General features: G+C 56.3%; 24 protein-coding genes. 22 read left to right on the forward strand and 2 right to left on the reverse strand.

Annotated features, from left to right (window positions below):
* Positions 1-198 precede the first annotated feature (198 nt).
* The 22 genes from rpsB to ACUW6V_RS13910 all read left to right on the forward strand — a co-directional run bounded on the left by rpsB (position 199) and on the right by ACUW6V_RS13910 (position 26133).
* Positions 199-924 carry a 30S ribosomal protein S2 gene (rpsB, locus tag ACUW6V_RS13805; RefSeq protein ID WP_004386139.1) on the forward strand — a complete coding sequence of 242 codons (726 nt, stop codon included), beginning with the start codon at positions 199-201 and terminating at the stop codon, positions 922-924.
* Positions 925-1080: 156 nt separating this feature from the next.
* Entirely contained in the window at positions 1081-1932 is an 852-nt protein-coding gene (gene tsf / locus ACUW6V_RS13810) for a translation elongation factor Ts (protein ID WP_004386138.1), read from the forward strand.
* 146 nt (positions 1933-2078) lie between these two features.
* Positions 2079-2804, forward strand: a complete 726-nt coding sequence (pyrH, locus tag ACUW6V_RS13815) for a UMP kinase (RefSeq protein ID WP_004386137.1) — start codon at positions 2079-2081, stop codon at positions 2802-2804.
* A gap of 168 nt (positions 2805-2972) precedes the next feature.
* Positions 2973-3530, forward strand: coding sequence for a ribosome recycling factor (gene frr, locus ACUW6V_RS13820; RefSeq protein WP_004386136.1), 558 nt, complete (start codon positions 2973-2975; stop codon positions 3528-3530).
* 124 nt (positions 3531-3654) lie between these two features.
* Positions 3655-4851, forward strand: a complete 1197-nt coding sequence (gene ispC / locus ACUW6V_RS13825; protein ID WP_032989011.1) for a 1-deoxy-D-xylulose-5-phosphate reductoisomerase — start codon at positions 3655-3657, stop codon at positions 4849-4851.
* Between the two features lie 188 nt (positions 4852-5039).
* Complete coding sequence (ispU, locus tag ACUW6V_RS13830; protein WP_004386134.1) at positions 5040-5798, forward strand: (2E,6E)-farnesyl-diphosphate-specific ditrans,polycis-undecaprenyl-diphosphate synthase; 759 nt, start codon at positions 5040-5042, stop codon at positions 5796-5798.
* Positions 5799-5810: 12 nt separating this feature from the next.
* Positions 5811-6668, forward strand: a complete 858-nt coding sequence (cdsA, locus tag ACUW6V_RS13835) for a phosphatidate cytidylyltransferase (protein ID WP_032988823.1) — start codon at positions 5811-5813, stop codon at positions 6666-6668.
* Between the two features lie 11 nt (positions 6669-6679).
* On the forward strand, positions 6680-8032 hold the full coding sequence (gene rseP, locus ACUW6V_RS13840) for a sigma E protease regulator RseP (RefSeq protein WP_454038494.1): 1353 nt from the start codon (positions 6680-6682) through the stop codon (positions 8030-8032).
* A gap of 30 nt (positions 8033-8062) precedes the next feature.
* A complete protein-coding gene (gene bamA, locus ACUW6V_RS13845; RefSeq protein WP_004386130.1) occupies positions 8063-10477 on the forward strand; it encodes an outer membrane protein assembly factor BamA in 2415 nt (804 codons plus the stop codon).
* Positions 10478-10599: 122 nt separating this feature from the next.
* Positions 10600-11094, forward strand: a complete 495-nt coding sequence (gene skp / locus ACUW6V_RS13850; protein ID WP_004386129.1) for a molecular chaperone Skp — start codon at positions 10600-10602, stop codon at positions 11092-11094.
* Between the two features lie 3 nt (positions 11095-11097).
* Positions 11098-12123: a UDP-3-O-(3-hydroxymyristoyl)glucosamine N-acyltransferase gene (gene lpxD, locus ACUW6V_RS13855; RefSeq protein ID WP_454038495.1), complete on the forward strand. Its 1026-nt coding sequence runs from the start codon at positions 11098-11100 to the stop codon at positions 12121-12123.
* Positions 12124-12239: 116 nt separating this feature from the next.
* Positions 12240-12695, forward strand: a complete 456-nt coding sequence (gene fabZ / locus ACUW6V_RS13860) for a 3-hydroxyacyl-ACP dehydratase FabZ (RefSeq protein WP_004386127.1) — start codon at positions 12240-12242, stop codon at positions 12693-12695.
* Positions 12696-12698: 3 nt separating this feature from the next.
* The gene (gene lpxA / locus ACUW6V_RS13865) at positions 12699-13487 is read left to right on the forward strand and encodes an acyl-ACP--UDP-N-acetylglucosamine O-acyltransferase (protein WP_007790874.1); all 789 of its coding nucleotides are present in this window, start codon (positions 12699-12701) and stop codon (positions 13485-13487) included.
* Complete coding sequence (gene lpxB / locus ACUW6V_RS13870; RefSeq protein WP_454038496.1) at positions 13487-14629, forward strand: lipid-A-disaccharide synthase; 1143 nt, start codon at positions 13487-13489, stop codon at positions 14627-14629. Before lpxA ends, lpxB begins: the two co-directional genes overlap by 1 nt.
* On the forward strand, positions 14626-15222 hold the full coding sequence (gene rnhB / locus ACUW6V_RS13875; protein WP_007896690.1) for a ribonuclease HII: 597 nt from the start codon (positions 14626-14628) through the stop codon (positions 15220-15222). Before lpxB ends, rnhB begins: the two co-directional genes overlap by 4 nt.
* A 29-nt stretch (positions 15223-15251) precedes the next feature.
* Positions 15252-18734, forward strand: coding sequence for a DNA polymerase III subunit alpha (dnaE, locus tag ACUW6V_RS13880; protein WP_004386122.1), 3483 nt, complete (start codon positions 15252-15254; stop codon positions 18732-18734).
* A 103-nt stretch (positions 18735-18837) separates the two neighbouring features.
* Positions 18838-19797, forward strand: a complete 960-nt coding sequence (gene accA, locus ACUW6V_RS13885) for an acetyl-CoA carboxylase carboxyl transferase subunit alpha (protein ID WP_004386121.1) — start codon at positions 18838-18840, stop codon at positions 19795-19797.
* Positions 19798-19960: 163 nt separating this feature from the next.
* Positions 19961-21724 carry a chitinase gene (locus ACUW6V_RS13890; RefSeq protein WP_085045804.1) on the forward strand — a complete coding sequence of 588 codons (1764 nt, stop codon included), beginning with the start codon at positions 19961-19963 and terminating at the stop codon, positions 21722-21724.
* Between the two features lie 147 nt (positions 21725-21871).
* Positions 21872-24010 (forward strand): lysine decarboxylase LdcC, encoded by a 2139-nt coding sequence (locus ACUW6V_RS13895; protein ID WP_104676783.1) that lies wholly within the window; start codon positions 21872-21874, stop codon positions 24008-24010.
* A gap of 57 nt (positions 24011-24067) precedes the next feature.
* Positions 24068-24457, forward strand: a complete 390-nt coding sequence (locus tag ACUW6V_RS13900) for a VOC family protein (protein ID WP_007790895.1) — start codon at positions 24068-24070, stop codon at positions 24455-24457.
* A 64-nt stretch (positions 24458-24521) separates the two neighbouring features.
* Complete coding sequence (gene tilS / locus ACUW6V_RS13905) at positions 24522-25826, forward strand: tRNA lysidine(34) synthetase TilS (protein WP_454038497.1); 1305 nt, start codon at positions 24522-24524, stop codon at positions 25824-25826.
* A complete protein-coding gene (locus tag ACUW6V_RS13910; protein ID WP_029039290.1) occupies positions 25819-26133 on the forward strand; it encodes a c-type cytochrome in 315 nt (104 codons plus the stop codon). Before tilS ends, ACUW6V_RS13910 begins: the two co-directional genes overlap by 8 nt.
* A gap of 47 nt (positions 26134-26180) precedes the next feature.
* Here ACUW6V_RS13910 and rof read toward each other — a convergent pair whose 3' ends face one another.
* Positions 26181-26441 carry a Rho-binding antiterminator gene (rof, locus tag ACUW6V_RS13915; protein ID WP_004385446.1) on the reverse strand — a complete coding sequence of 87 codons (261 nt, stop codon included), beginning with the start codon at positions 26439-26441 and terminating at the stop codon, positions 26181-26183.
* Positions 26428-26628 carry a YaeP family protein gene (locus ACUW6V_RS13920; RefSeq protein WP_004385445.1) on the reverse strand — a complete coding sequence of 67 codons (201 nt, stop codon included), beginning with the start codon at positions 26626-26628 and terminating at the stop codon, positions 26428-26430. The genes rof and ACUW6V_RS13920 overlap by 14 nt, the downstream gene beginning before the upstream one ends.
* Between the last annotated feature and the right edge of the window lie 157 nt (positions 26629-26785).

The raw sequence follows: 26785 nt of genomic DNA on the forward strand, positions 1-26785 counted from the left end.
ACAACTATTGGAGTCCTGGCCGAATTTGTGATATAAAGCGCGCCGGACTTCTGTACCAGAATCCTGGCACAGAGGCGACTACTCTCACTTTGTGTAATAACACACACGTATCGGCACATATTCCGGGGTGCCCTTCGGGGTCGGTAATATGGGATACGTGGAGGCATAACCCCAACTTTTAAACAGAGGTTTTAAATCATGGCAACTGTTTCCATGCGCGACATGCTCAAGGCTGGTGTTCACTTCGGTCACCAGACCCGTTACTGGAACCCGAAAATGAAGCCGTTCATCTTCGGTGCGCGTAACAAAGTTCACATCATCAACCTTGAGAAAACCGTACCGATGTTCAACGAAGCCCTGGCTGAGCTGAGCAAAATTTCTTCCCGTAAAGGTAAGATTCTGTTCGTCGGTACCAAACGCGCTGCAAGCGAAGCGGTGAAAGAAGCTGCTAACAGCTGCGACCAGTTCTTCGTGAACCATCGCTGGCTGGGCGGTATGCTGACTAACTGGAAAACCGTTCGTCAGTCCATCAAGCGCCTGAAAGATCTGGAAACTCAGTCTCAGGACGGCACCTTCGATAAGCTGACCAAAAAAGAAGCGCTGATGCGCACCCGTGAGCTGGAAAAGCTGGAAAACAGCCTCGGCGGTATCAAAGACATGGGCGGCCTGCCGGACGCACTGTTCGTTATCGACGCTGACCACGAGCACATCGCTATCAAAGAAGCAAACAACCTGGGTATCCCGGTATTTGCTATCGTTGATACCAACTCCGATCCGGACGGTGTTGACTTCGTTATCCCGGGTAACGATGACGCCATCCGTGCCGTCAGCCTGTACCTGAATGCTGTTGCTGCAACCGTTCGTGAAGGCCGTTCTCAGGATCTGGCTGCTCAGGCGGAAGAAAGCTTCGTAGAAGCTGAATAATAAGGCATGCTCGTTTAGAGCCCTTATTAACCAGGTAGTAACAAGTTTGGTTAGGGGGCCTGTCTCAGGCTCCCTTTTTTGTTTGAGTCGGGTGTGTCGGTAGTATCCGACAGGCCTGGACTTATCTCCCCGCACGAGATAACCGAGGATTATAGAATGGCTGAAATTACCGCTTCCCTGGTAAAAGAGCTGCGCGAACGTACTGGCGCAGGCATGATGGAATGTAAAAAAGCTCTGGTTGAAGCTAATGGCGACATCGAGCTGGCTATCGAAAACATGCGTAAATCTGGCGCGATCAAAGCGGCGAAAAAAGCAGGCAACGTAGCTGCTGACGGCGTGATCAAAACCAAGATCGAAGGCAACTACGGCGTGATCCTGGAAGTTAACTGCCAGACCGACTTCGTTGCTAAAGACGGCGGTTTCCAGGCGTTCGCTGACAAAGTGCTGGACGCGGCTTTTGCGGGCAAAATCACCGACGTTGAAGCGCTGAAAGCGCAGTTCGAAGAAGAGCGCGTTGCACTGGTTGCTAAAATCGGCGAGAACATCAACATCCGTCGTATCGCATCCCTGGAAGGCGACGTTCTGGCAAGCTACCTGCACGGCGCGCGTATCGGCGTTCTGGTTGCGGCTAAAAACGCTGACGAAGAGCTGGTTAAACAGCTGGCGATGCACGTTGCTGCAAGCAAGCCGGAATTCGTTAAGCCGGAAGACGTGTCTGCTGACGTGGTAGAAAAAGAGTACCAGGTACAGCTGGACATCGCCATGCAGTCTGGCAAGCCGAAAGAAATCGCAGAGAAAATGGTTGAAGGCCGCATGAAGAAATTCACCGGCGAAGTTTCTCTGACCGGTCAGCCGTTCGTTATGGACCCGAGCAAAACCGTTGCTCAGCTGCTGAAAGAGCACAACGCTGATGTAACTAACTTCATCCGCTTTGAAGTGGGTGAAGGCATCCAGAAAGTTGAGACTGACTTCGCAGCAGAAGTTGCTGCCATGTCCCGCCAGTCTTAATGGTGTAAAAGAGCCGCCTGAGGGCGGCTCCTTTTTATCCGTCATTCATAAATTTCGGCCTGCTCTTATATAGCCGGAGCCGGAATGCGACGCATCATGTCGCCTGAATTAACCATCCCATTCGTTGACAGTTCCAGGAAAGAAACATGGCTACCAATGCAAAACCCGTCTATAAACGCATTCTGCTCAAGCTGAGTGGCGAAGCGCTGCAAGGAGCAGAAGGCTTCGGTATTGATGCGAGCATTCTGGATCGCATGGCGCAGGAAATTAAAGAGCTGGTGGAGCTGGGCATCCAGGTCGGGGTGGTGATCGGCGGCGGCAACTTATTCCGCGGCGCTGGCCTTGCCAAAGCCGGTATGAACCGTGTCGTGGGCGACCACATGGGTATGCTCGCGACCGTAATGAACGGCCTTGCGATGCGCGACGCGCTGCATCGCGCCTATGTTAACGCTCGCCTGATGTCTGCCTTCCCGTTAAACGGCGTGTGCGACAACTATAGCTGGGCTGAAGCTATCAGCCTGCTGCGTAACAACCGCGTGGTTATTTTCTCCGCCGGTACCGGCAACCCGTTCTTCACCACCGATTCCGCCGCCTGCCTGCGCGGCATCGAAATCGAAGCGGAAGTGGTGCTGAAGGCGACGAAAGTAGACGGCGTCTACTCCGCAGACCCGATGAAAGATCCGACCGCGACGCTCTACGATCAGCTTTCCTATCAGGAAGTGCTCGAAAAAGAGCTGAAAGTCATGGATCTGGCGGCCTTTACGCTCGCACGCGACCACAAATTGCCGATTCGTGTTTTCAACATGAATAAGCCGGGCGCGCTGCGCCGCGTGGTAATGGGCGAAAAAGAAGGCACTTTGATTACGGAATAATTTTCGTTTGAAGGGAATCAGGGTAAGATTCCGCTTTAAAATCAGTTTCCGTGACCAGGCGACCCGTCGGGTGCCGCAAGATAAAGAAGGCTATACTTAGCACGCAGCCGCAAGGCATCGTGGCGCGGGTGTGGTCTGCCTGATAACCAGTTTTCAAGGATTCGTAACGTGATTAGCGATATCAGAAAAGATGCTGAAGTACGCATGGACAAGTGCGTTGAAGCATTCAAAACCCAAATCAGCAAAGTGCGTACCGGCCGCGCTTCCCCGAGCCTGCTGGACGGGATCGTGGTGGAATACTACGGCACGCCGACGCCGCTGCGTCAGCTGGCTAACGTCACCGTAGAAGACTCCCGTACGCTGAAAATCAACGTGTTCGATCGCTCCATGGGCCCGGCCGTTGAGAAAGCGATTATGGCATCTGACCTCGGTCTGAACCCAAGCTCCGCGGGCAGCGATATCCGCGTTCCGCTGCCGCCGCTGACCGAAGAGCGTCGTAAAGACCTCATCAAAGTGGTGCGTGGCGAAGCCGAGCAGGCGCGCGTCGCTATCCGTAACGTCCGTCGCGACGCGAACGATAAAGTCAAAGCGCTGCTGAAAGATAAAGAGATCGGTGAAGATGAAGATCGCCGCTCTCAGGACGACGTTCAGAAACTGACTGACGCCGCCATCAAGAAAGTGGACGCGGCGCTGGCTGATAAAGAAGCCGAGCTGATGCAGTTCTAAGCCCTTTCTGATGATACTGTAAACGCCGTACAGGAGAGCCGCATCGCGGTTTTCGCTGGCGGCGTTTTGCATTGGATCGCGCGCCTGCGCGATGCGTTTATTCTTATTTCACGTTGAGCGCCTCATGAAGCATTTAACCATTCTCGGCTCAACCGGCTCTATCGGTTGCAGCACCCTTGATGTTATCCGCCATAATCCGGAAGAATTTTCGGTGACCGCCCTGGTGGCGGGAAAGAATGTCGCCAGAATGGTTGAGCAATGCCTGGAGTTTCGCCCCCGTTTCGCGGTAATGGATGACGAGGCGAGCGCCCGTGAGTTGCGTGAAACGCTGCGCCAGCACGGCAGCCGCACTGAAGTATTAGCAGGGCGCGACGCCGCCTGCGAGATGGCGGCGCTCGACGATGTGACCCAGGTGATGGCGGCCATTGTCGGTGCCGCCGGGCTTCTGCCGACGCTTGCGGCTATCGCCGCCGGTAAGCAAGTGTTACTGGCGAATAAAGAATCGCTGGTGACCTGCGGGCGACTTTTTATGGACGCGGTCGCGCAGAGCGGGGCGCAACTGCTGCCGGTGGACAGCGAGCACAACGCGATTTTTCAGAGTTTACCGGCAACAATTCAACACAACCTGGGGTACGCTAAACTTGAGGAAAGCGGAGTTTCTTCGATTATCCTCACCGGATCTGGTGGACCGTTTCGACAGACGCCTTTGCCTGAACTGGCCGCAATGACGCCGGACCAGGCGTGCCGTCATCCTAACTGGTCGATGGGGCGTAAAATATCCGTCGATTCGGCTACCATGATGAATAAAGGTCTCGAATACATTGAAGCTCGCTGGCTTTTTAATGCCCGGGCAGACCAGATGGAAGTATTGATTCATCCACAGTCGGTGATTCATTCCATGGTACGTTATGCTGACGGCAGCGTGCTGGCACAACTGGGCGAACCCGATATGCGCACCCCCATCGCGCATACGATGGCCTGGCCGGCGCGCGTTCCTTCCGGCGTACAGCACCTGGATTTTTGCAAGATAGCGACGTTGAGCTTCGGTGAGCCGGATTATCAGCGTTATCCCTGTCTGAAGCTTGCCATTGATGCCTTCGAAAAAGGGCAGGCGGCGACGACAGCGCTTAACGCGGCGAATGAAATTACGGTCGCCGCTTTTCTTGCCGGAGAGATTCGTTTTACGGATATCGCAGCGCTTAATCAGGCGGTGCTGGATGAAATGGATCTTCGCGAACCGCAAAGTGTGGATGAAGTGCTCACCGTCGACGCCGAAGCGCGTGTTGTTGCGCAGAAGCGGGTGACGCGTCTCGCAAGCTGATGATTAATCATACGGTGAAGGCGAGGTTATTTGTGAGCGCTCTGCTTCGGTGATATAGTCTGCGCCACCTGAATACGGGTGGGTGAGCCTGGCCTGTCGGGCGAGCCGTGGTTGTCACGGCTTTTTTATGCAAAGGCTTCAGTATTCCTGAGTACCGCTTAATCCTTATCAGGGAATAAATACGCGTTATGTTGTCTGTAAACCTTCCATTAAGCGAAAACTTGCCCGCACATGGCGCGCGCCATGTTGCCATTATTATGGATGGCAACGGCCGCTGGGCGAAAAGACAAGGGAAAATCAGAGCCTTTGGTCATAAAGCGGGGGCGAAGTCGGTTCGCCGCGCGGTTTCTTTCGCTGCAAACAATGGTATTGAGGCACTGACGCTTTACGCATTCAGCAGCGAAAACTGGAACCGTCCTGCCCAGGAAGTCAGCGCGCTGATGGAGTTATTTGTCTGGGCGCTCGACAGCGAAGTTAAAAGCCTGCATCGCCATAATGTGCGTCTGCGGGTTATCGGCGATATTAGCCGTTTCAATACTCGTTTGCAGGATCGTATCCACAAAGCCGAAGCGTTAACCAGCCAGAATACTGGCCTGACGCTGAATATCGCCGCGAATTATGGCGGACGTTGGGATATTATTCAGGGAGTGCAGCAGTTAGCGGCGCAGGTCCAGGAAGGATTATTACGTCCTGACCAGATTGATGAAGAGATGCTCAGTAAGCAAATCTGCATGCATGAGCTGGCTCCCGTAGATTTAGTGATTAGGACAGGGGGAGAGCATCGAATCAGTAATTTCCTGCTGTGGCAAATTGCCTATGCAGAGCTCTATTTTACCGATGTTCTCTGGCCTGATTTTGATGAACAAGACTTTGAAGGTGCGCTAAATGCCTTTGCCAACCGGGAAAGACGGTTCGGCGGCACGGCACCTGGCGGCATCGATGCCTGATGGGGGTAGCTTTTGCTGAAGTATCGCCTGATTTCTGCGTTTGTTTTAATACCGGTTGTTATCGCCGCGCTGTTTTTGTTGCCGCCGATGGGGTTCGCGATGGCGACGCTGGTCGTCTGCGTGCTGGCCGCCTGGGAATGGGGGCAACTGAGCGGTTTTACTTCCCGATCTCAGCGGGTATGGCTGGCGCTGCTTTGCGGGCTGCTTCTGGCGCTGATGCTCTTTTTTCTGCCGATTTACCAGGCGCCAATTAGCGTTCCGCTGGTCGAAGGCGCGCTCTGGGCGTCGCTGGGCTGGTGGGTGGTCGCGCTGTTGCTGGTGTTGTTCTACCCGAAATCCGCGGCATTCTGGCGGCATTCAAAAGCGCTGCGTCTGGTGTTTGGCTTACTGACGATTGTCCCTTTTTTCTGGGGCATGGTGGCGCTGCGCGCCTGGCATTACGACGCGAATCACTACAGCGGCGCGCTCTGGCTGCTGTATGTCATGTTCCTCGTCTGGGGAGCGGATTCCGGCGCGTATATGTTCGGTAAAATGTTCGGCAAGCATAAACTTGCGCCGAAAGTCTCTCCGGGGAAAACCTGGCAGGGCTTTATCGGTGGCCTCGTAACAGCTGCGATCATCTCCTGGATTTACGGCGCGTGGGCGGATCTGAACGTTGCGCCGGTTACGCTGTTGACCTGTTCTATTGTCGCTGCGCTGGCCTCTGTACTGGGTGACCTGACCGAGAGCATGTTTAAGCGCGAGGCGGGCATTAAAGACAGCGGACATCTGATCCCAGGCCACGGCGGCATTCTCGATCGCATCGACAGCCTGACGGCAGCGGTGCCGGTTTTCGCCTGTCTGCTGCTGTTGGTCTTCAGGACGATTTAACGGAATAAATTATGTTGAGCATACTCTGGAATCTGGCGGCTTTTATTATCGCACTGGGCGTTCTTATCACGGTGCATGAGTTCGGCCATTTCTGGGTTGCCCGTAAAGTCGGCGTGCGTGTAGAGCGCTTCTCCGTCGGCTTTGGTAAGGCGTTGTGGCGGCGCACTGACCGCCACGGCACCGAATATGTCATTGCCCTGATCCCGCTCGGCGGCTATGTCAAAATGCTTGACGAGCGCGTGGAGCCGGTTGCGCCGGAACGACGCCACGAAGCCTTCAACAATAAAACCGTGTCGCAGCGTGCAGCAATTATCGCCGCCGGACCCATCGCCAATTTTCTCTTCGCTATTTTCGCCTACTGGCTCGTTTTCATGATGGGTGTGCCGGGCCTTAAACCGGTAATTGGTGAAATAACGCCCAATTCCATCGCGGCGAAGGCACAAATCGAACCTGGCACGGAACTAAAAGCTGTAGATGGCATCGAAACGCCAGACTGGGATGCAGTGCGTCTTGAGCTGGTTGGCCGTATCGGCGACAAGAACGTGACGCTCAGTATTGCCTCGCCAGGCGACACGGCGACCACGGATAAAGTGCTCGATCTGCGTCAGTGGCAGTTCGAACCGGATAAAGAAGATCCGGTCGCGTCGCTTGGTATCAGGCCGTTTGGTCCGAAGATTGAACCGGTGCTTGCGCAGATTCAGCCGAAGTCGGCCGCCAGTAAAGCGGGTTTGCAAGCCGGGGACAGGATCGTTAAAGTCGATGGTCAGCCGCTCAGTGAGTGGTCGACCTTTGTGACGATGGTGCGCGATAATCCGGCGCGCCCGCTCGCAATCGAAATAGAAAGACAGGGCAGCCCCTTGTCTTTGACGCTGATACCGGATACAAAACCCGGTAATGAAAAGGCGGAAGGGTTTGCAGGCGTAGTGCCGAAAATTGCGCCGCTGCCTGATGAGTACAAAACAGTGCGCCAGTATGGGCCGTTTAACGCGATAGCAGAAGCCACGGAGAAAACGTGGCAGCTGATGAAGCTGACGGTCAACATGCTGGGAAAATTACTGACCGGCGACGTTAAACTGAACAACCTCAGTGGGCCAATCTCGATAGCCCAGGGAGCAGGGATGTCAGCGGAGTTCGGGTTGATTTACTACCTGATGTTTCTGGCGCTGATCAGCGTGAACTTAGGGATTATCAATCTGTTCCCGCTACCCGTACTCGACGGGGGACATCTGCTGTTTCTGGCGATTGAGAAGCTTAAAGGCGGGCCGGTTTCCGAGCGAGTTCAAGACTTTAGTTATCGCATTGGCTCAATGTTGCTGGTGCTGTTAATGGGGCTTGCACTTTTCAATGATTTCTCTCGGCTATAGAGAGCAGGTTAGGAAGAACGCATAACAACGATGGCGATGAAAAAGTTGCTCATAGCGTCGCTGCTGTTTAGCAGCGCCACCGTATACGGTGCAGACGGGTTCGTAGTGAAGGACATTCATTTCGAAGGCCTGCAGCGAGTCGCCGTTGGTGCGGCCCTCCTCAGCATGCCGGTTCGCGTTGGCGACACGGTAAATGACGAGGATATCAGTAATACTATCCGTGCGTTGTTTGCCTCCGGCAACTTCGAGGATGTTCGGGTGCTGCGCGACGGCGATACGCTGCTCGTTCAGGTGAAAGAGCGCCCGACAATAGCCAGCATTACTTTCTCCGGCAACAAGTCGGTGAAAGATGACATGCTCAAGCAGAACCTCGAGGCCTCCGGCGTGCGCGTCGGTGAATCCCTTGACCGCACCACGCTTTCCGATATCGAAAAAGGTCTGGAAGACTTTTACTACAGCGTTGGTAAATACAGCGCCAGCGTAAAAGCCGTGGTCACGCCGCTGCCGCGTAACCGCGTTGACCTGAAGCTTGTCTTCCAGGAAGGCGTCTCCGCCAAAATCCAGCAGATCAACATTGTCGGCAACCGTGCGTTCAGCACCGAAGAGTTGATTTCCAACTTCCAGCTGCGTGACGAAGTGCCGTGGTGGAACGTGGTGGGCGATCGCAAATACCAGAAGCAAAAACTTCAGGGCGATCTCGAAACGCTGCGTAGCTACTACCTCGATCGCGGTTACGCGCGCTTCAATATCGACTCCACGCAGGTCAGCCTGACGCCGGATAAAAAAGGCATTTATGTCACCATCAACGTGACCGAAGGCGATCAGTACAAGATTGCTGGCGTTGAAGTGAGCGGCAACCTGGCCGGCCACTCCGCTGAAATTGAGTCGCTGACCAAAATGCAGCCGGGCGAGCTTTACAACGGCACGAAAGTGACCCGTATGGAAGACGACATCAAAAAACTGCTTGGCCGTTACGGTTATGCTTATCCGCGCGTACAGACGCAGCCGGAAATCAACGACGCCGATAAGACCGTTAAGCTGCATGTGAATGTCGATTCCGGCAACCGTTTCTATGTACGTAAAATTCGCTTTGAAGGTAACGACACCTCCAAAGATGCCGTACTGCGCCGTGAAATGCGTCAGATGGAAGGCGCGTGGCTTGGCAGCGATCTGGTCGATCAGGGTAAAGAGCGTCTGAACCGTCTCGGCTATTTCGAGACCGTGGATGTGGATACCCAGCGTGTTTCCGGCAGCCCGGATCAGGTTGATGTGGTCTACAAAGTTAAAGAACGCAATACCGGCAGCTTTAACTTCGGCGTGGGCTACGGCACCGAAAGCGGCGTCAGCTTCCAGGTTGGCGTGCAGCAGGATAACTGGCTCGGTACCGGTTATTCCGTTGGCATCAACGGCACCAAAAACGACTACCAGACGTATTCTGAATTCTCCGTCACCAACCCGTACTTTACGGTTGATGGCGTGAGCCTCGGCGGGCGCATCTTCTACAACGACTTTAAAGCGGACGATGCCGATCTCTCCTCCTACACCAACAAAAGCTATGGTGTGGATGGCACGCTGGGCTTCCCGGTTAACGAATACAACACGCTGCGCCTCGGCTTAGGTTACGTACACAACGACCTGTCGAATATGGAACCGCAGGTGGCGATGTGGCGTTACCTGGATTCCTTAGGCCAGAGCGCGAAAACGACCTCCGATGACAACGGTTTCTCGGCGGACGACTTCACGCTGAACTACGGCTGGACTTACAACCACCTTGACCGCGGCTTCTTTCCGACGTCCGGCTCTCGTGTGAACCTGAACGGTAAAGTGACGATTCCGGGCTCGGATAACGAGTTCTATAAAGTCACGCTCGATACAGCAACCTATGTGCCTATCGATGACGACCATAAGTGGGTGGTTCTGGGTCGTACGCGCTGGGGTTACGGCGATGGCCTGGGCGGCAAAGAGATGCCGTTCTATGAAAACTTCTATGCAGGTGGTTCAAGCACCGTGCGTGGTTTCCAGTCCAATAACATCGGTCCTAAAGCGGTGTATTACAGCGGTCCGGGTCTGGATAACTGTGACAAAGCGGTGGGTGGCTATTGTTCTTCCGATGATGCCGTCGGCGGTAACGCGATGGGCGTCGCAAGCCTTGAGTTCATTACCCCGACGCCGTTCCTGAGCGAGAAGTACGCGAACTCCGTTCGTACCTCGCTGTTTGCCGACGCGGGTTCCGTCTGGGATACCAACTGGAAAAACACCGCAGCAATGCGTGCGGCAGGCGTGCCGGATTATAGCGATCCAAGCAACATCCGTATGTCCGCGGGTATTGCGTTACAATGGATGTCTCCACTTGGGCCGCTGGTGTTCTCTTATGCCCAGCCGTTCAAGAAATACGAGGGAGACAAAGCAGAACAGTTCCAGTTCAATATTGGCAAGACCTGGTAATGTTCATTACAAGGGAATGCGTTTAGCAGTCGCGATGACTTTCGGTGCGTGCGCATAGCACGCATCCGGGCCACGCAAAGAATAGTGCTCTCGGGCACATATGGGATGGTAAGGAGTTTATTGTGAAAAAGTGGTTATTCGCTGCAGGTCTTGGCCTGGCAATGGCAGCATCAGCTCAGGCTGCTGACAAGATCGCTGTAGTTAACATGGGTAATCTGTTCCAGCAGGTTGCACAGAGCACTGGCGTTTCTAAAACGCTGGAAAATGAGTTCAAAGGCCGTGCCGGCGAACTGCAGCGCATGGAAACCGACCTGCAGGCTAAAATGCAGCGTCTGCAGCGTGACGGCTCTACCATGAAGGCGAGCGAGCGCAGCAAACTGGAGAAAGACGTCATGGCGGGTCGCCAGGAGTTCTCCAGCAAAGCGCAGCAGTTCGAACAGGATCGTGCACGTCGTTCTAACGAAGAACGTGGCAAGCTGGTGACTCGTATTCAGAGCGCTGTGAAAAAAGTGGCTGCTGACCAGGATATCGATCTGGTGGTAGACGCCAATACGGTGGCTTACACCAGCAACGATGTAAAAGACATCACCGCCGATGTGCTGAAACAGGTTAAATAAGTAATGCCTTCAATTCGACTGGCTGATTTAGCCCGGCAGTTGGATGCGGAGTTACACGGTGATGGCGATATCGCCATCACCGGCGTCGCTTCCATGCAATCTGCGCAGGAAGGGCAAATCACGTTCATGGTAAACCCGCGTTACCGTGAACAACTGGCGCACTGCCAGGCCTCTGCGGTCGTCATGACCGAGGCCGATCTTCCTTTTGCCAACAGCGCCGCGCTGGTAGTGAAAAATCCCTACCTGACTTACGCGCGCATGGCTCAGATTCTTGATACCACGCCGCAGCCTGCGTCCAGCATCGCGCCGAGCGCGGTGATTGACGCCTCCGCACGGCTTGGCAATAACGTCTCCGTTGGCGCTAACGCTGTGATTGAATCCGGCGTAGAGCTTGGCGACAACATCGTTATCGGCCCAGGCTGTTTTATTGGTAAGAACAGCAAGCTCGGTGCCGGTACTCGCCTGTGGGCGAACGTCAGTATTTATCACGATATTCAGATTGGCGAAAATTGCCTGATTCAGTCCAGCACCGTTATCGGCGCGGACGGCTTTGGCTACGCCAACGATCGCGGCAATTGGGTTAAAATTCCGCAGCTTGGCCGTGTCATTATCGGTGACCGCGTTGAGATTGGTGCCTGTACCACGATTGACCGTGGCGCGCTTGATGACACCATTATCGGCAATGGCGTGATCATTGATAATCAGTGCCAGATTGCACATAACGTCGTGATTGGCGACAATACGGCGGTCGCAGGCGGTGTCATCATGGCTGGTAGCCTGAAAATCGGCCGCTATTGCATGATTGGCGGCGCCAGCGTGATTAACGGCCATATGGAAATCTGCGACAAAGTAACGGTAACAGGGATGGGGATGGTTATGCGTCCTATTACTGAACCTGGGGTCTACTCTTCAGGCATACCGCTGCAACCGAACAAAGTGTGGCGCAAAACGGCGGCGCTGGTGATGAATATTGATGAAATGAACAAACGCTTAAAAGCAGTTGAGCGTAAAGTCACTCAGCAAGACTAACTCGCCGGTATATAAAGCCTGCCCGCCAACAGAACCGCGGCCTGCAAGCGATCCAGAATCGCCGCAGGCCGTGTTATTATTGCCCATTCAGTATATTTTTAGACAGGAAGAGTATTTTGACTACTGAAACTCATACTCTGCACATTGAAGAGATTTTAGAGCTTCTGCCGCACCGTTATCCATTCCTGCTGGTGGATCGCGTGCTGGATTTTGAGGAAGGTCGTTTTCTACGCGCAGTAAAAAATGTCTCTGTAAACGAGCCTTTTTTCCAGGGTCACTTTCCTGGTAAACCCATTTTTCCGGGCGTGTTGATTTTAGAAGCCATGGCGCAGGCCACCGGTATTCTGGCATTCAAAAGCGTTGGCAAACTGGAACCGGGTGAACTTTACTATTTTGCAGGCATCGATGAAGCGCGCTTTAAGCGCCCTGTCGTGCCAGGCGACCAGATGGTGATGGAAGTTACCTTTGAAAAAACGCGCCGTGGAGTGACCCGCTTCAAAGGCGTCGCGCTGGTTGACGGTAAAGTGGTGTGTGAAGCCACCATGATGTGTGCACGGAGCCGGGAGGCCTGATACGTGATTGATAAGACCGCCTTTATTCATCCCACCGCCATTGTGGAAGAGGGTGCCGTCATCGGCGCTAACGCCCACATTGGTCCGTTTTGTATTGTCGGCCCTGATGTCAAAATCGGTGAAGGTACCGTACTGAAATCGCACGTTGTCGTGAATGGTCATACTACGATCGGCCGCGATAACGAGATCTATCAGTTCGCCTCTATCGGCGAGGTAAACCAGGATCTGAAATATGCTGGCGAACCGACCCGCGTTGAAATTGGCGATCGCAACCGCATCCGCGAAAGCGTCACCATTCATCGCGGCACGGCACAGGGTGGTGGTCTGACGAAGGTGGGCAGCGATAACCTGCTGATGATTAATGCGCACGTCGCGCATGACTGCACAGTAGGCAATCGCTGCATTCTTGCCAATAACGCTACGCTTGCCGGGCATGTTTCCGTGGATGATTTCGCAATCATCGGCGGCATGACGGCCGTGCATCAGTTCTGCATCATCGGGGCGCACGTGATGGTCGGCGGCTGCTCCGGCGTCGCGCAGGACGTGCCGCCATACGTTATCGCGCAGGGCAACCACGCGACCCCGTTTGGTGTGAACATTGAAGGGCTTAAGCGTCGCGGCTTCAGCAAAGAAGCGCTGCACGCTATTCGTAACGCTTACAAGCTGCTTTATCGCAGCGGTAAGACGCTGGACGAAGTGAAGCCGGAAATCGCAGAGATTGCTGCAAAGCATCCTGAAGTGCAGCCGTTCTACGATTTCTTCGCCCGTTCCACGCGTGGTCTGATTCGTTAATGACCCGTCCGCTGACGATTGCCCTGGTCGCCGGAGAAACCTCCGGCGATATTCTTGGTGCCGGTCTCATCCGTGCGCTCAAAGCACGCGTGCCGAACGCGCGTTTTGTCGGCGTCGCGGGCCCGCGTATGCAGGCCGAAGGCTGCGAAGCCTGGTATGAGATGGAAGAGCTGGCCGTGATGGGGATTGTGGAAGTGCTGGGCCGCCTGCGCCGCCTGCTGCATATCCGCGCCGATCTCACCGAGCGCTTTACCGCGCTGAAACCGGATGTGTTTGTCGGTATCGACGCGCCGGATTTCAACATCACGCTGGAAGGCAACCTGAAAAAGCAGGGCATTCGCACGATTCACTACGTCAGCCCTTCAGTCTGGGCCTGGCGTCAGAAACGCGTTTTCAAAATAGGCAGAGCCACCAATCTGGTGCTCGCGTTTCTGCCTTTCGAAAAAGCGTTTTATGACAAATTTAACGTGCCGTGTCGCTTTATCGGCCATACCATGGCGGACGCGATGCCGCTGGACCCGGACAAAAACGCGGCGCGTGATGTGCTCGGTATCGCCCACGACGCCCGTTGTCTGGCCCTGTTGCCGGGCAGTCGCAGCGCGGAAGTCGAGATGCTGAGTGCCGACTTCCTGAAAACCGCGCAGCGTTTACGCGAGCATTACCCGGATCTCGAAATCGTCGTGCCGCTGGTCAATGCGAAGCGGCGCGAGCAGTTCGAGCGCATCAAAGCGGAAGTCGCGCCAGAGCTGACCGCGCATCTGCTTGACGGTCACGCGCGCGAAGCGATGATCGCAAGCGACGCGGCGCTGCTTGCCTCTGGCACCGCCGCGCTCGAATGTATGCTGGCGAAATGTCCGATGGTCGTCGGTTATCGCATGAAGCCGTTCACTTTCTGGATGGCGAAACGGCTGGTGAAAACTGAATTTGTGTCGTTGCCTAATCTGCTGGCGGGGCGCGAGCTGGTGAAAGAGCTGCTCCAGGATGACTGCGAGCCGCAGAAGCTCGCCGACGCGCTGTTGCCGCTGCTCGCTGACGGCAAGCAGAGCCATGAGATGCACGACACTTTCCGTAAACTGCATCAGCAGATCCGCTGCAATGCCGATGAACAGGCGGCGGACGCGGTGCTGGAACTGGCGCAATGATGGAATTTATCTATCCCCACACGCACCTGGTGGCGGGCGTTGATGAAGTGGGCCGCGGCCCGCTGGTCGGTGCCGTAGTCACCGCAGCGGTGATCCTCGATCCGCTCAAGCCCATCGTCGGGCTGGCGGATTCCAAAAAGCTGTCTGAAAAACGTCGCCTCGCGCTGTTTGATGAAATCAAAGAGAAAGCGATCGCCTGGAGTCTCGGGCGCGCGGAACCGCACGAGATTGACGAGCTCAATATTCTTCACGCCACGATGCTCGCCATGCAGCGCGCCGTGGCGGGGCTTGCCGTTACGCCGGAATATGTGCTGGTAGACGGTAACCGCTGCCCGGCCCTGCCGATGCCGAGCATGGCCGTCGTCAAAGGCGACAGCCGCGTTGCGGAAATCAGCGCCGCGTCGATACTGGCTAAAGTAACGCGCGATGCGGAAATGGCTGAACTGGACCTCACCTTTCCTCAATATGGATTTGCTCAGCACAAGGGCTATCCGACCGCCTTTCACCTTGAGCGGCTTGCCGAGCACGGCGCGACGGCGCATCATCGGCGTAGCTTTGCGCCGGTCAGACGCGCGCTGGGCATTGCCTCTTAACGACGAAACAGAGTTAACCGGAAACAGAAATGGCTGAACCGCGTTTTGTGCACCTGCGAGTGCACAGTGACTATTCCATGATTGATGGACTGGCAAAAACGGGGCCGCTGGTAAAAAAGGCGGCCGCGCTTGGCATGCCTGCCTTTGCCATTACTGACTTCACCAACCTGTGCGGGCTGGTCAAATTCTACGGCGGCGCGCATGGCGTCGGCATCAAGCCGATTATCGGCGCCGACTTTAACATGCAGTGCGAGCTGCTGGGCGACGATTTCTCGCATATCACCGTGCTGGCGGCGAACAATACCGGCTATCAGAACCTGACGCTGCTTATCTCACGCGCCTACCAGCGCGGTTACGGCGCGGCTGGCCCGTGGATAGACCAGCAATGGCTGGCGGAGCTGGGCGAAGGGCTGATCCTGCTCTCCGGCGGTCGTCAGGGTGATGTTGGTAAGTGTTTACTTCGTGGTAATAACGTTATGGCCGAGCAGGCGCTGGCGTTTTATCAGGAGCATTTCCCGGACCGCTACTATCTGGAGCTGGTGCGTACCGGCCGTCCGGATGAAGAGCGGTATTTGCATGCTGCCGTCGCGCTGGCGGAAGAAAAAGGTATACCGGTCGTCGCCACCAACGACGTGCGCTTTATCGAGCCTGGCGATTTTGACGCGCATGAAATCCGCGTCGCCATCCACGATGGCTTCACGCTCGATGATCCGAAAAGGCCGCGCCACTATTCGCCGCAGCAATACCTGCGTACCGAAGAGGAGATGTGCGAGCTGTTCTCCGATCTCCCGGAGGCGCTGGAAAACAGCGTGGAGATCGCCCGTCGCTGTAACGTGACGGTTCGTCTTGGCGAATATTTCCTGCCGAAATTCCCGACTGGCGATATGACCACCGAAGATTTCCTGGTCATGAAATCGAAAGAGGGTCTGGAAGAGCGTCTTGAGTTCCTGTTTCCCGATCCGGAAGTCCGCGCGCAGAAACGCCCGGAATATGATGAGCGCCTGGATATTGAACTCCAGGTGATTAACCAGATGGGCTTTCCTGGTTACTTCCTGATCGTTATGGAGTTTATCCAGTGGTCGAAGGATAACGGTATTCCGGTAGGGCCAGGCCGTGGTTCGGGCGCGGGGTCGCTGGTGGCGTATGCGCTGAAAATCACCGATCTCGATCCGCTGGAATTCGACCTGCTGTTCGAACGTTTCCTTAACCCGGAACGTGTCTCCATGCCCGACTTCGACGTCGACTTCTGCATGGAAAAACGCGACCAGGTGATTGAGCACGTGGCCGACATGTACGGTCGCGACGCGGTTTCCCAGATTATTACCTTCGGCACCATGGCGGCGAAAGCGGTGATCCGCGACGTAGGCCGCGTGCTCGGGCATCCTTACGGATTTGTCGATCGCATCTCTAAACTGGTGCCACCCGATCCGGGCATGACGCTTGCCAAAGCGTTTGAAGCCGAACCGCAGCTGCAGGAAATTTACGATGCCGATGAAGAGGTCAAAGCCCTCATCGACATGGCGCGCAAGCTCGAAGGCGTAACGCGTAACGCCGGTAAACACGCCGGTGGCGTGGTGATCGCGCCGACGAAAATTACCGATTTCGCGCCGCTCTATTGTGATGAGATGGGCCACCATCCGGTCACCCAGTTTGATAAAAACGACGTGGAATACGCGGGCCTGGTGAAGTTCGACTTCTTAGGCCTGCGCACGCTCACCATTATCAACTGGGCGCTGGAGATGATTAACGCCCGCCGCGCGAAGCAGGGGCTTGAGCCTATCGACATCGCGGCCATTCCGCTGGATGACAAGAAAAGCTTCGACATGCTTCAGCGCTCGGAAACCACTGCGGTCTTCCAGCTTGAATCGCGCGGCATGAAAGATCTCATCAAGCGTCTGCAGCCAGACTGCTTCGAAGATATGATAGCCCTGGTGGCGCTGTTCCGTCCGGGGCCGCTGCAGTCGGGCATGGTGGATAACTTTATCGACCGTAAACACGGACGCGAAGCTATCTCTTACCCGGATATTCAGTGGCAGCACGAGAGCCTGAAGCCGGTGCTGGAGCCGACCTACGGCATCATTCTGTATCAGGAACAGGTGATGCAAATAGCCCAGGTGCTCTCGGGTTATACCCTTGGCGGCGCGGATATGCTCCGTCGTGCGATGGGTAAAAAGAAACCCGAAGAGATGGCCAAGCAGCGCTCCATCTTTGAAGACGGCGCGAAAAACAACGGCATCGACGGCGAACTGGCGATGAAAATCTTCGACCTGGTGGAAAAATTCGCCGGGTACGGATTTAACAAATCGCACTCTGCCGCCTATGCTTTGGTGTCATACCAGACGCTGTGGCTCAAAGCCCACTATCCGGCGGAGTTTATGGCAGCGGTTATGACCGCCGATATGGACAACACCGATAAAGTGGTGGGGCTGGTGGATGAGTGCTGGCGCATGGGGCTTAAGATCCTGCCGCCGGATATCAACTCCGGGCTGTACCATTTCCACGTCAACGACGACGGGGAGATTGTCTACGGTATTGGCGCGATCAAAGGCGTTGGCGAAGGCCCTATCGAGGCCATCATCGAGGCGCGTAATAAAGACGGCTACTTCCGCGAGCTGTTCGATCTCTGCGCCCGTACCGACACCAAAAAGCTTAACCGCCGCGTGCTGGAAAAACTGATCATGTCCGGGGCGTTTGACCGCCTCGGGCCGCACCGCGCCGCGCTGATGAATTCGCTCGGCGACGCGCTGAAAGCGGCGGATCAACATGCGAAAGCCGAGGCCATCGGCCAGGCGGATATGTTCGGCGTGCTGGCGGAAGAGCCGGAGCAAATCGAGCAATCCTACGCCAGCTGTCAGCCGTGGCCGGAGCAGGTGGTGCTGGATGGCGAGCGCGAAACGCTGGGGCTGTATCTCACCGGTCACCCCATCAACCAGTACCTGAAAGAGATCGAGCGTTATGTCGGCGGCATGCGCTTAAAGGATATGCATCCTACCGAACGTGGCAAAGTGACCACGGCGGCGGGTTTGATAATTGCCGCGCGGGTTATGGTCACCAAGCGCGGCAATCGTATCGGCATCTGTACGCTGGATGACCGTTCCGGGCGTCTTGAAGTGATGTTGTTCACCGACGCTCTGGAAAAATACCAGCATCTGCTGGAAAAAGACCGAATCCTTATCGTCAGCGGACAGGTCAGCTTTGATGACTTCAGCGGTGGCCTTAAAATGACCGCCCGCGAAGTCATGGACATTGACGAAGCCCGCGAAAAGTATGCGCGTGGGCTTGCTATCTCGCTGACGGACAGGCAAATTGATGACCAGCTTTTAAACCGACTCCGTCAGTCTCTGGAACCCCACCGTTCGGGAACCATTCCAGTGCATCTCTACTATCAGAGGGCGGATGCACGCGCCCGGCTGCGCTTTGGCGCGACGTGGCGTGTCTCTCCGAACGATCGTTTACTCAACGATCTGCGTGGCCTGATTGGTTCAGAGCAGGTGGAACTGGAGTTTGACTGATGCGTTGCATCAGGTGCCAGGCCCCTGAATCGCTGGATTCAATCCGCGTGGCCTGCCAGGTTCGGAGCAGGTGGAACTGGAGTTTGACTAATACAGGAATACTATGAGTCTGAATTTCCTTGATTTTGAACAGCCGATTGCAGAGCTGGAAGCGAAAATCGATTCCCTGACTGCGGTTAGCCGTCAGGATGAGAAACTGGATATTAACATCGACGAAGAAGTGCATCGTCTGCGTGAAAAAAGCGTAGAACTGACGCGCAAAATCTTTGCCGATCTCGGCGCATGGCAGATTGCCCAACTGGCGCGTCATCCACAGCGTCCGTACACCCTGGATTATGTCCGCCTGGCGTTTGACGAATTTGACGAACTGGCAGGCGATCGCGCTTACGCTGACGACAAAGCAATCGTCGGCGGCATCGCGCGTCTGGATGGGCGTCCGGTGATGATCATCGGCCACCAGAAAGGCCGTGAAACCAAAGAGAAAATCCGTCGTAACTTTGGTATGCCCGCCCCGGAAGGTTACCGTAAGGCGCTGCGCCTGATGGAAATGGCTGAGCGTTTCAACATGCCCATCATTACTTTCATCGACACCCCTGGCGCGTATCCGGGCGTGGGCGCGGAAGAGCGCGGTCAGTCAGAGGCTATCGCCCGCAACCTGCGTGAAATGTCTCGCCTGAAGGTGCCGGTTATCTGCACCGTTATCGGTGAAGGCGGCTCCGGCGGCGCGCTGGCCATCGGTGTTGGCGACAAAGTGAATATGCTGCAATACAGCACCTATTCCGTTATCTCGCCGGAAGGCTGTGCTTCCATTCTCTGGAAAAGCGCCGATAAAGCGCCGCTTGCGGCAGAAGCGATGGGCATCATCGCGCCGCGCCTGAAAGAGCTGAAGCTTATCGACAGCGTTATCCCGGAACCGCTGGGCGGCGCGCACCGCAATCCGGAAGCCATGGCGCAGTCGCTGAAAACCCAGCTGCTTGCCGATCTCGCCGATCTCGACGTGCTGAGCAAAGACGATCTGCTCAACCGCCGTTATCAGCGTCTGATGAGCTACGGTTACGCCTGATAAACGGCAGATAAAAATCTCAATGAGGGTCGCGATAGCGGCCCTTTTTTATGGTCGCTCGTCGCTGATGAAATGTGATTTTTGCAATGAGTTAACGTGAGGTGACGCGTCTTTCTCCCTTCCTACACTCGCTTGTGAACCACAACCACAAGGGGACACCGGAATGGAAATAGCAAAAATCGCGGCGATTGGTGCCGCAGGGGTTCTTGCAGGCGCTCAGGCGCTGGCCGCGCCGCTGCTCACCAGCAGCACGCCTTACACCCTTAACGCCAGCGACCTCACTAAAAAAGAGCAGGAGCTGACCAATTTTCCACTGATGCAGTCGGTAAAAAGCGCTATCCGCACGCTGGATAACGCGCAGGTCGAGCAGATAGCGCCGGGGCGCGCCGCGAACCCGGACAACGTTAAGCGGGTCGAGAAAATCCTGAGCGCGCAGGACTGGGAATATCTCTTTCCGCTGCGTGCGCCGGAATACACCTACATCAACTTTCTGAAAGCCGTCGGCAAATTCCCGGCGGTGTGCGGCAGCTACAGCGACGGACGCGACGCTGACGCTATTTGCCGGAAATCGCTCGCCACCATGTTTGCGCACTTCGCACAGGAGACCGGCGGCCATGAGAGCTGGCGCGAGCAGCCGGAGTGGCGGCAGGCGCTGGTCTATCTGCGCGAAATGGGCTGGAGCGAAGGGCAGAAGGGCGGTTATAACGGCGAATGTAATCCGGATACCTGGCAGGGGCAGACCTGGCCCTGCGGCAAGGATAAAGACGGCGATTATGTGAGTTATTTCGGGCGTGGCGCCAAGCAGCTCTCCTATAACTACAACTACGGGCCGTTCTCCGACGCGATGTACGGCGATGTCCGTCCGCTACTCGATAAACCAGAAATGGTCGCCGATACCTGGCTGAATCTCGCCAGCGCGATCTTTTTCTTTGTTTATCCGCAACCGCCTAAGCCTGGCATGCTGCATGTGATTGATGGCACCTGGGTGCCGAACGAACACGATAAAGAGAACGGGCTGGTGCCCGGCTTTGGCGTGACCATCCAGATAATCAACGGCGGCGTTGAGTGTGGCGGTGACGCGGAAAATGCCCAGTCGCTGAACCGTATCGCGTATTACAAAGAGTTTGCCAAATACCTGAAAGTGCCGGTGCCGGCGGATGAAGTGCTCGGCTGTAAGAAAATGAAGCAGTTTGACGCAGGCGGGGCAGGCGCGCTGCCAATTTACTGGGAAATGGACTGGAGCTGGAGCACCACCACGCCGGATGGTCAGGCTTATGCCTGTCAGCTGGTGGGCTACCAGACGCCGTTCAGCGCGTTCAAAGAGGGGGATTATGCCAAATGTGTGCAGAACCACTTTAACGTGAATATCGTTAACGACGCCTCCGGCGGTAGCACGCCCGCGCCGCAGCCTGAGCCGCAACCACAACCGTCTCCGACGCCTTCAGGGAATGTCGCGCCGGTTGCGCGTATCAGCGGTCCGGTGGGCGCGGTTGAGTCGGGCAGCAAAGTCTCGCTGAGCGCGACGGGCTCCAGCGATGCGAACGGCGACGCGTTGACCTACACCTGGATGGCGCAAAACGGGCAGACGCTGAGCGGTAAAGACAAGAGCGTAGTGACCTTTAACGCGCCAGAGAGCACCAGCGACGCGCAGTACACCATCAGCCTGAAAGTGGACGACGGTAAACTGAGCGACACCACCAGCTATATCCTCAACGTGAAAGCGAAAGCGAAAACGCCGGATGCTGGCCCCGTGAGCTACCCGTCATGGACCGCGGGCCATAGCTGGAAGCCGGGCGACATCGTGCTCAACAAGGGCGCGCTTTATCAGTGCAAGCCGTTCCCGGCTGGCGGCTGGTGCAGTGTGGCGCCTGCTTACTATGAGCCAGGCGCGGGCCTTAACTGGCAGGATGCCTGGAACGCGCTGTAAGCGTAAAAAGCCAGCCTGCGGGCTGGCTTTTTGGATTATTACCGCGAGAAGGCAAACGGCGGATTGCAGGTTTTTTGCCTTCTCGCCCGTCGTTCCGCTTCGCTCAACTATGCTTACCAGACGGTTTTTTTTGCCAGGGGGTAAGCAGTGAATATCATCGCCATCATGGGGCCGCACGGCGTTTTTTATAAAGACGAGCCGATGAAAGAGTTGCAGGCGGCGCTCCAGCAGCAGGGCTTTCAGCTAATCTGGCCGAAAAACAGCAACGATCTGCTGAAGTTTATCGAGCACAATCCGCGTATTTGCGGGGTCATTTTCGACTGGGATGAGTACAGTCTCGATTTATGCTGTGAAATCAATCAGCTCAACGAATATTTGCCGCTGTACGCGTTTATCAATACGCACTCGACGCTGGATGTCAGCGCCAACGAGATGCGCATGGCGCTCTGGTTTTTCGAGTATTCGCTGGGCATTGCCGACGACATCGCGACGCGCATTCGCCAGTACACCCAGGAATATCTCGACAACATCACGCCGCCGTTTACCAAAGCGCTGTTTACCTATGTGAAAGAGGGCAAATATACGTTCTGCACGCCAGGGCATATGGGCGGCACGGCCTATCAGAAAAGCCCGGTCGGCTGCCTGTTTTACGATTTTTTTGGCGGCAACACGTTAAAGGCAGATGTGTCTATCTCCGTCACCGAGCTTGGATCGCTGCTCGATCACACCGGGCCGCATCTGGAGGCGGAAGAGTATATCGCCCGCACTTTCGGGGCCGAGCAAAGTTATATGGTGACCAACGGCACATCCACGTCGAATAAAATCATCGGGATGTACGCCGCGCACGCCGGCAGCACGGTGCTTATCGATCGCAACTGCCATAAATCGCTGACGCATCTGCTGATGATGAGCGATATTGTGCCGCTATGGCTCAAGCCCACGCGTAATGCGCTCGGTATTCTCGGCGGCATTCCGAAGCGGGAATTTACCCGCGAGTCGATCGCCCAAAAAGTGGCGCAGACGCCGGACGCGAGCTGGCCGGTCCATGCGGTCATCACCAACTCCACCTACGACGGGCTGCTGTATAACACCAACTGGATCAAGCAGACGCTGGACGTTCCCTCGATCCATTTCGACTCCGCCTGGGTGCCTTACACCCATTTTCACCCGATCTACAAGGGCAAGAGCGGCATGAGCGGCGAACGTGTGCCCGGGAAAGTGTTCTTTGAAACTCAGTCGACCCACAAAATGCTGGCGGCGCTGTCGCAGGCGTCGCTTATCCATATTAAGGGCGACTATGACGAAGAGACGTTCAACGAAGCGTATATGATGCACACCACCACCTCGCCGAGTTATCCGCTGGTGGCGTCGATTGAAACCGCCGCGGCGATGCTGCGCGGTAATCCGGGCCGCCGCTTGATTAACCGCTCGGTGGAGCGCGCGCTGCATTTTCGCAAAGAGGTGCAGCGTCTTCGCGAGGAGAGTGACAGCTGGTTCTTTAATATCTGGCAGCCAGAGGAGATTGACGAAGCGGACTGCTGGCCGATTACGCCCGGCGACGACTGGCACGGTTTTACCCATGCCGACCGCGATCATATGTATCTCGATCCGGTGAAGGTCACGATCCTGACGCCGGGCATGGACGCGCAGGGCAATATGGAGAAAGAGGGTATTCCTGCGGCGCTGGTCGCGAAGTTTCTTGACGAGCGCGGCGTGGTGGTCGAGAAAACCGGCCCGTACAATCTGCTGTTCCTGTTTAGCATTGGCATCGATAAAACCCGCGCGATGGGCCTGCTGCGCGGCCTGACGGAGTTTAAGCGCGCCTACGATCTCAACCTGCGGGTGAAAAACATGCTGCCCGATCTCTGGGCGGAAGATCCCGATTTCTACCGCAATATGCGCGTGCAGGAGCTGGCGCAGGGGATCCACAAGCTTATCCAGCAGCACGATCTGCCGGATCTGATGCTGCGGGCGTTTGACGTGCTGCCGGAGATGAAAATGACGCCGCATGAAATGTATCAGCAGCAGGTGAAGGGCAATGTGGAAACGGTGGAGATCGAAAAGCTGATCGGGCGGGTGTCTGCCAATATGATCCTGCCATATCCGCCCGGCGTGCCGCTGGTGATGCCTGGCGAGATGATCACCGAAGATTCGCGCGCGGTGCTCGATTTCCTGCTTATGCTCTGCTCCATCGGCAGGCACTATCCCGGTTTTGAAACGGATATCCACGGCGCGAAGTGCGGCGAAGACGGCGTCTATAGGGTACGTGTCCTAAAAAGCGAGTAACCCCTTGTTTTGCCGCATGAGGCTCAGTAACGTGCCAGACAATCATAAGGAGGGATTATGCTGGGTTTAAAACAGATTCACCATATCGCCATTATCGCGACGGATTACCACCGCAGCAAAGCGTTCTACTGCGATACGCTGGGCTTTACCCTGCAGTCAGAGGTTTATCGTGAGGCGCGCGATTCCTGGAAGGGCGATCTGGCGCTGAACGGACAGTACGTGATCGAGCTCTTTTCTTTTCCGTTTCCGCCCGCGCGGCCGAGCCGCCCGGAAGCCTGCGGTTTGCGCCATCTCGCATTCAGCGTGGACGATGTCGACACGGCGGTGGCGTTTCTGGAAAGCCGCGGCGTGACGTGCGAGGCGGTACGTGTGGATCCGCTCACCGGCAAGCGCTTTACGTTCTTCAACGATCCGGATGGCCTGCCGCTGGAGCTCTACCAGCAGTAACGCTTGCTCCCGACGCCATTGCCCGGTAAGTTGCCCGGCAATGGCTCTTCTTTCTTGCGATGCAATGGACACTTCTCTGCTCTCAGCCCTGCGGGGCCGACGCCAGCTGCTGGTGGCATACAGCGGCGGGCTCGATTCGACGGTGTTACTCCATCAACTGGTGCGGCTGCGCGAGGCGCACCCTGAAATGCGTCTGCGCGCCATTCACGTTCATCACGGTATCAGCCCGAATGCCGACCGCTGGGCGGCGCATTGTCAGGCGCTCTGTCACCGCTGGCAGGTGCCATTTGAGCTGGCGTATGTGGAGCTGGCGCAGGACGGTCTCGGTCTTGAGGCGCAGGCCCGCAAGGCGCGCTATCAGGCGTTTGAAGCTGCACTTCTGCCGGGCGAAGCGCTGGTGACGGCGCAGCATCTCGACGACCAGTGCGAAACCCTGCTGCTGGCGCTCAAGCGCGGCAGCGGCCCGGCGGGGCTGGCGGCGATGCCTGCCGAACTGCCGTTTGCGGGCAGCGTTCTTCTGCGCCCGCTGCTGAACACGCCGCGCACGCAGCTGGAGGCGTGGGCCTCTCGCCACCAGCTTGTGTGGATCGACGATGAAAGCAACGAGGACGATCGCTTCGATCGCAACTTTTTACGCTTGCGCATTCTGCCTGAGCTGGAAGCGCGCTGGCCGCACTTCACCCAGGCGGCGGCGCGCAGCGCGCAGCTTTGTGGCGAGCAGGAGCAACTGCTGGATGAACTGCTGACGCCGGAGCTTGCCGCGCTGATGGATGGCAAAACGCTCGCGATTGCGCCGCTTGAAACCATGAGCGCGCTGAAACGCGCCGCGCTGTTGCGCCGCTGGCTGGCCGCGCTGAACGCGGCGATGCCTTCGCGCGCCACGCTGCAACGGATCTGGGATGAAGTGGCTCAAAGCCGTGAGGATGCCGCGCCGCGCCTGAAATGCGGCGACTATGAAGCACGGCGTTATCAGGGGCGGTTGTGGTGGGTGAGAGCGCGGCAGGGGCAGCGCCAGACGGTGCTTGCCTGGCCCGATCCGCATGAGGCATTGCCCCTGCCGGAATCGCTGGGCTGCCTGCGTTTCGGTGAGGCAGGCGACACGGTGCGACCGCCGCGCCCCGGCGAAACGGTCTCGGTGCGCTTCAGCGCGCCAGGGATGTTGTATATCGTCGGGCGCGATCGCGGACGAACGCTGAAAAAACTCTGGCAGGAACTGCAGGTGCCGCCCTGGCAGCGAGAGATAACGCCAATCCTGTTTTATGATAAGCAACCCATTTGCGCCCCCGGCCTGTTCATTACCCGTGAAGGCCAGGCGCAGAACGAACCGGGCTTGAGTCTGGTCTGGCACAAGGAGCACAACGATGATTAAACATGGCGTATGGCTGGCGAGCCTGATGGCGTTAAGCGTGACGGCGCAGGCCAAAGGCGACGCGGCGGCAGGCGAAGAGAAAGCAGTCATGTGCGTCGCGTGTCACGGCGCGTCCGGCAAAGCCAGCGCGCCCATTTACCCGAATCTCGCGGGGCAAAATGAGGCGTATCTTGAACATGCGCTTCAGGCGTACAAAAAAGGCGAGCGCAGCGGCGGGCAGGCGGAAATCATGAAGGCGTATGTCAGTGGGCTGTCGGATGAGGATATCGCGAATCTGGCGGCTTACTACGCCGGGCAGAAGCCCTGAAAAAAAACGGGCAGCCGCCAGGGCTGCCCGTCAGGGTGACGTGCGCGTCAGGATTCGCTGACGACCACCGTACCGATTTGTGGATGGCTGAAGCTCGCAATTTTGTCGAGACGTACTTCGCGTACGGCACCGGCTTCATCGGCAATCAAATATTCGACGTTTTTGCGCGTAACCAGATCCTGCGCTTTGGCCTTCATGACCTCGCCGTTTTTGAGTTCCAGCGTCAGTAATAAGTGATGCTGGCAGGCGAGCTCAAGGTTGTCATAGTCATCGCAGTTGATGGGTTGATAGGCATCATTCATTGACATAATCGCTCACCAGTAAGTTCGCGGCAGCATACGCCGCCTGTTCCCTGACCGACTCCGAGAGGGCTTCGTCAGAGGCCACCTCATTCAGAGCCCTTAATACGCAGCCCAGCGCGTCGGGAATGTACCCCAGTTCGCCGCTGGCTATCTGCGAATAGCGCTGTCGTATTAATTCACAATATTTATCCACATGCCCTCCTGTCAGAGCCTGACGACAGACTTCACCGCGGGATGCAAGTCTAAGCCTACGTAGTTAAACTCTGTTTAGCAAGGTGACTATACCATAGTCATCAGAGCCATAGCGCAGGCTCTCGCAGCGTTACCGCGCTGCGCTTGAAGCGGCAGCC

It is taken from the genome of Cronobacter sp. 153480017-3 (assembly GCF_053627815.1).